Here is a 4,368-nt window from a genome sequence, read left to right as displayed (position 1 = left end):
GTACTCGGCCACGGTGCGCGGGGCCCAGTGGTCGCTGAAGAGTTCGAGCTTGCCGTGCAGGTCGATCGCGTTCATGGAAATCCTGGCATCGAGAGTGGAACTGCACGCAGTCTGCCGCCGCGTGCGGCACCGGTCTTGTACGCTTGTCACATGTCGACCACGCCTTCCGGCGACGCCAACGCCTCGAGTTCTTCGGATTGGGCCCGCTTCCAGCCGGGTGCCACGCCCGAGGTCACGCTGATGCGGGCGCATTTCACCGAGCATGTGTTCGAGCGGCACAGCCACGCGCAGTACGCGATCGGCGTCACGCACAGCGGGGTGCAGACCTTCCACTGCCGCGGCGCCGCCCACGCCAGCCTGCCGGGCGACCTGCTGCTGTTCAACCCCGACGAGGCCCACGACGGCCAGCGCGGCACCGACGAAGGCTTCGGCTATGCGATCCTCTACGTCGACCCGGCCGCGCTGCCGCGCCACCTGCAACGCGAGGCCGGCACGCTCGCCAGCGCCTTCTTCCGGCAGCCGGTGGTGCACGACCCGCCGTCCGCCGCGGCGCTGCAGCGCGCAATGGCGGCCATCGGCCAGCCGCAGGAATCGCTGCGCGGCGAGGCCCTCACCACCGACGTGCTGGTGCGCTTGCTGCAACGGCACGGCGAGACACCGGCGACCGACACCAGGCCGCTGGCCGCCGGTTCACGGCGCATGCTGCGCGTGCGCGACCACATCCGCGCCCATGCGTCGCGCGACCTGTCGGTGGCCGAGCTGGCGCGCGAGGCCGGGCTGTCGCGGGTGCACCTGAGCCGGGCCTTCGCCCAGCACTTCGGCGTGCCGCCGCACGTCTACCTGAACGCGGTGCGGCTGGAACACGCGAAGCGCCTGCTGCTGGCCGGCATCGCGCCCGCGCTCGCGGCACTGGACGCCGGCTTTGCGGACCAGAGCCACTTCAGCCGCCGCTTCAAGGGCGCGACCGGCCTGACGCCCGGCGGCTGGCTGCGCCAGATGCGCGGTCAGGCCGCGGCCGGCGGCGGCGCGAGCACCGCATCCACCAGCGCGGTGTCGAGGTACTCGACCACCTCCTTCAGCTGACCGGCGGCGAGCCTGAAGACGAAGCAGTAGCTGTTGTCGTACGGCTTGCCGGCCCGGGTGTCGACGCGGCCGCGGCACAGCACGACCACGTGCTCGCCTTCGGCGATGAAGCGCTCGGCGGTGTTGGTGTAGGTGCCTTCGAACTGCGCGAACAGGGGCGTGAGCAGTTGCTCGCGCACCGCCGGCTTGCCGCGCCAGGTGCCGGACCAGGCCGAGCTGCCGGTGATCGTCCAGCAGAAGTCGTCGGCCATCGCGTCGACCAGCGGCCGGCCGTTGCCGATGGCCAGCTGCTCGAAGATGCGCTGCAGCAGCAGCTTGTTGTCGAAAGAAGAGGAGGAGGCCATGGCGTTGACGGGGGAGTGGGTCATGCCGCCAGTGGGCGACCTGGAGCACGCTCTAGATCAAGCGATACCCGTCAGCGCTTGAGGGTCTTGGGCTTCGGGTCGGGCTTGCGGGGGCGCGGCAGCGGCCGGCCCTGCAGGTCCGTCGGCGGGCGCGCGCCCTGCGCCACCCAGTCGGCATAGAAGGCGAGCTTGCGGTCGAGCTCCTTCAGCGCCGCCTTCCATTCGGCGATCCGCGCCTCGACCTGCGCACGGTGCGCCGACAGCTGCTGCTGGCGCTGCGGCAGCGTGCGCCGGCCCTGCATCACGAGTGCCGTGTAGGCCCGCATCTGCGCGATCGACATGCCGGTGCTGCGCAGCCGCTCCATCAGTTCCAGCCAGCCGACGTGCCGCTCGCCATACAGGCGCCGGCCGGCCGCGTCACGCACCACGCCGGGCAGCAGCCCCTGCGCCTCGTACCAGCGGATCGCATGCACGCTGCGGCCGGTGCGCCCGGCCAGTTCGCCGATGCGCAGCTGCGGCGTCGGATCGGTGGCCATGGCTCAGGTTCCGCAGGCCGCCAGGTGCGACTGCACGCCGTCGCGGCCTGCCGTCTTCACGCGGTACAGCGCCTCGTCGGCCTGCGAGGCGGCGGGCTCCCAGCCGTCGAAGCGGTCGAAGCGGGCCGACACGCCGATGCTCGCGGTGCAACCGACCCGCTCGCTGCCGGCGGCCGCCGGCACCTGCAGGCGGCCGATGCTGCGGTGCAGCCGGTCGGCCAACGCGAGCGCGATCGCGGGGTCGGCGCCGACGCAGCCGATCAGGAACTCCTCGCCGCCGATGCGCGCGACGAAATCGCCGGCGCGCAGCTGCGACTGCAGTTCACGCGCCACGCCCTGCAACACCGCATCGCCGGTGGCATGGCCCAGCGTGTCGTTGATGCGCTTGAAGTGGTCGATGTCGACCAGCAGCAGCGTCAGCGGTGCGGCCTGGCGCTGATCGAAATGCTGCTTCAGCGCCTGCGCGAGGCCGTTGCGGTTGAACACGCCGGTCAGCGCGTCGCGGGTCGCCAGCTCGGCGAGCTGGCCGTTCAGGCGCAGCAGCATCATCCACACCAGCGTCAGCGCGGTGACCACCGCGGTGACCGACGCGTAGAGGTAGTAGCCCTGGGCCAGCGGGCCGTGGAAGGCGACCGGCATACCGTCGCGCGCGATGTGCGCACCGCGCAGCAGCGTCAGCGCCGACAGGCCGCCGACGATCCCGACCAGCAGCGCGAGCGGCGCGTGCAGCGGGGCGCTCTGCCGGGCGCGCTCTGCCGCGAGGATCCAGCCGATCTGCGCATACAGCAGGCCGATCATCGCGTTCAGCGCGACGTGCCGCGCCTGCGCGCCGCCGAGGGCGGCCGCGGCGACCTCGGTGCCGATCAGCAGCAGCGCCAGCACGCCGACGCGCCATGGCGGCACCGGCGCGCGGCCGACGAACTCGCGCACGCCATCGCCGAACAACAGCACCGCGAGCAGCATCACGCCGTCGGACACCAGGCCGAGCGCATCGACCCCCTGCAGCCCGGCCAGCAGGCGTGCCAGGTAGGCCGCGCCGAACAGGCCGCTCGCCAGCGCCCAGCGGCCCAGGCCCGGCGCCGCCGGCATGCGGCGCCACACGAGTGCCATCAGCCCGCCGCTGGCGATCAGGTGGATGGCGAGCATCAGGATGACGGTGGCGGGGTCCATGGGGGCGGGAACTGCGAGGGAGGATGGTCGAGATCAGTTTGTCACAGCGAACCGGCCGCCTTTTCGCGTATCGTTTTCGGTCCAACTCACAGGACCCCGATGAACCCGATCCTTCGCACCGCGGTGGCCGCCATCAGCCTGGCCACCCTCGTCCCGCTCGCTGCCGCGCAAACCCTGCCGGCATTGAGCGACGCGCCCTACCCGGGCGTGATCAGCCTCTCGGTGGATGCCACCGACCTCGATCGCAAGATCTTCCGCGTGCGCGAGACGATCCCCGTCGCGCCCGGCCCGCTCGCGCTGTACTACCCGCGCTGGCTGCCCGGCACGCATTCGCCCAGTGCCGCCCTCGCGCAGCTGAGCGGCCTGCAGGTCAGCGCCGGCGGCAAGCCCGTCGCCTGGGTGCGCGACGCCGTCGACAGCGCGGCCTTCCACATCGAGGTGCCGGCCGGGGCGACGGCACTCGAGATCGAGTTCCAGTTCCTGACGCCRCTCGAGCCCGGCAGCGAGCGCCAGGTCGTCACGCCCGACATGCTCGGCGTGCAGTGGAACGCCGTCGTGCTGTACCCGGCCGGCTACGCCGCCGCGAAGATCAGCGTGCAGCCCAGCCTGACGCTGCCGGCGGGCTGGCTGGCCGGCACCGCGCTGGAGCTGGCCTCGCAGAATGGCGCCAGCTTCTCCTTCAAGGCCACCGATCTCGACACGCTGGTCGACTCGCYGGTGTTCGCCGGCCGCCACCTGCAGCGCCTGGACCTCGACCCCGGCGCCAGCGCGGCCGGCCGCGCGCCGGTGTTCCTGAACGTGGTCGCCGACCGTGCGTCGCAGAACGTGATCAGCCCGGAGCAGCTCGCGGCGCACCGTGCGCTCGTCACGCAGGCCGACAAGGTGTTCGCGTCGCGCCACTTCACGCACTACGAGTTCCTGCTGGCGCTCAGCGAGCAGTTCGGCCACATCGGGCTGGAGCACCACCAGTCCAGCGAGAACGGCGTGAAGGCGGCCTACTTCACCGAGTGGGCCAAGGGCTCGACCGGGCGCGACCTGCTGCCGCACGAGTACACCCACTCGTGGAACGGCAAGTTCCGCCGCCCGGCCGACCTGTGGACGCCGCACTTCAACACGCCGATGCGCGACAGCCTGCTGTGGGTCTACGAAGGCCAGACGCAGTACTGGGGCGCCGTGCTGGCCGCGCGCTCCGGCCTGGTCAGCGCCGCCGATGCGCGCGCCGACCTGGCCGAGAC

General features: G+C 72.0%; 5 protein-coding genes. 2 read left to right on the top strand and 3 right to left on the bottom strand.

Annotation, left to right across the window (positions count from 1 at the left end; genetic code table 11):
* Positions 1 to 150: 150 nt before the first annotated feature.
* Entirely contained in the window at positions 151 to 1,083 is a 933-nt protein-coding gene (locus tag AC1D01_RS22525) for an AraC family transcriptional regulator (RefSeq protein ID WP_477870236.1), read from the top strand.
* Here the strand turns inward: AC1D01_RS22525 and AC1D01_RS22520 are convergent.
* The 3 genes from AC1D01_RS22520 to AC1D01_RS22510 form a co-directional block, all read right to left on the bottom strand.
* Positions 1,005 to 1,427 (bottom strand): nuclear transport factor 2 family protein, encoded by a 423-nt coding sequence (locus tag AC1D01_RS22520; protein WP_477870234.1) that lies wholly within the window; start codon positions 1,425 to 1,427, stop codon positions 1,005 to 1,007. The two genes, AC1D01_RS22525 and AC1D01_RS22520, sit on opposite strands and share 79 nt — an antisense overlap.
* 71 nt (positions 1,428 to 1,498) lie before the next feature.
* Complete coding sequence (locus AC1D01_RS22515; RefSeq protein ID WP_477870232.1) at positions 1,499 to 1,963, bottom strand: MerR family transcriptional regulator; 465 nt, start codon at positions 1,961 to 1,963, stop codon at positions 1,499 to 1,501.
* Between the two features lie 3 nt (positions 1,964 to 1,966).
* Complete coding sequence (locus AC1D01_RS22510; RefSeq protein WP_477870230.1) at positions 1,967 to 3,133, bottom strand: GGDEF domain-containing protein; 1,167 nt, start codon at positions 3,131 to 3,133, stop codon at positions 1,967 to 1,969.
* A gap of 99 nt (positions 3,134 to 3,232) precedes the next feature.
* On the opposite strand from AC1D01_RS22510, the gene AC1D01_RS22505 reads away from it, so the two are divergent.
* The coding region (locus AC1D01_RS22505) for a M61 family metallopeptidase (RefSeq protein WP_477870228.1) at positions 3,233 to 4,368 on the top strand (1,136 nt) is incomplete at its 3' end.

Source organism: Rhizobacter sp. P3_B12, from assembly GCF_056402895.1.
Note: the sequence above shows the minus strand (reverse complement) of the source record. Positions and strands in the feature narration are given on the sequence as shown.

Bases quoted from the DNA above. Each gene is read 5' to 3' on its own strand.
- AC1D01_RS22525 (WP_477870236.1), top strand. From the start codon at position 151: ATGTCGACCACGCCTTCCGGCGACGCCAACGCCTCGAGTTCTTCGGAT.
- AC1D01_RS22520 (WP_477870234.1), bottom strand. From the start codon at position 1,427: ATGGCCTCCTCCTCTTCTTTCGACAACAAGCTGCTGCTGCAGCGCATC.
- AC1D01_RS22515 (WP_477870232.1), bottom strand. From the start codon at position 1,963: ATGGCCACCGATCCGACGCCGCAGCTGCGCATCGGCGAACTGGCCGGG.
- AC1D01_RS22510 (WP_477870230.1), bottom strand. From the start codon at position 3,133: ATGGACCCCGCCACCGTCATCCTGATGCTCGCCATCCACCTGATCGCC.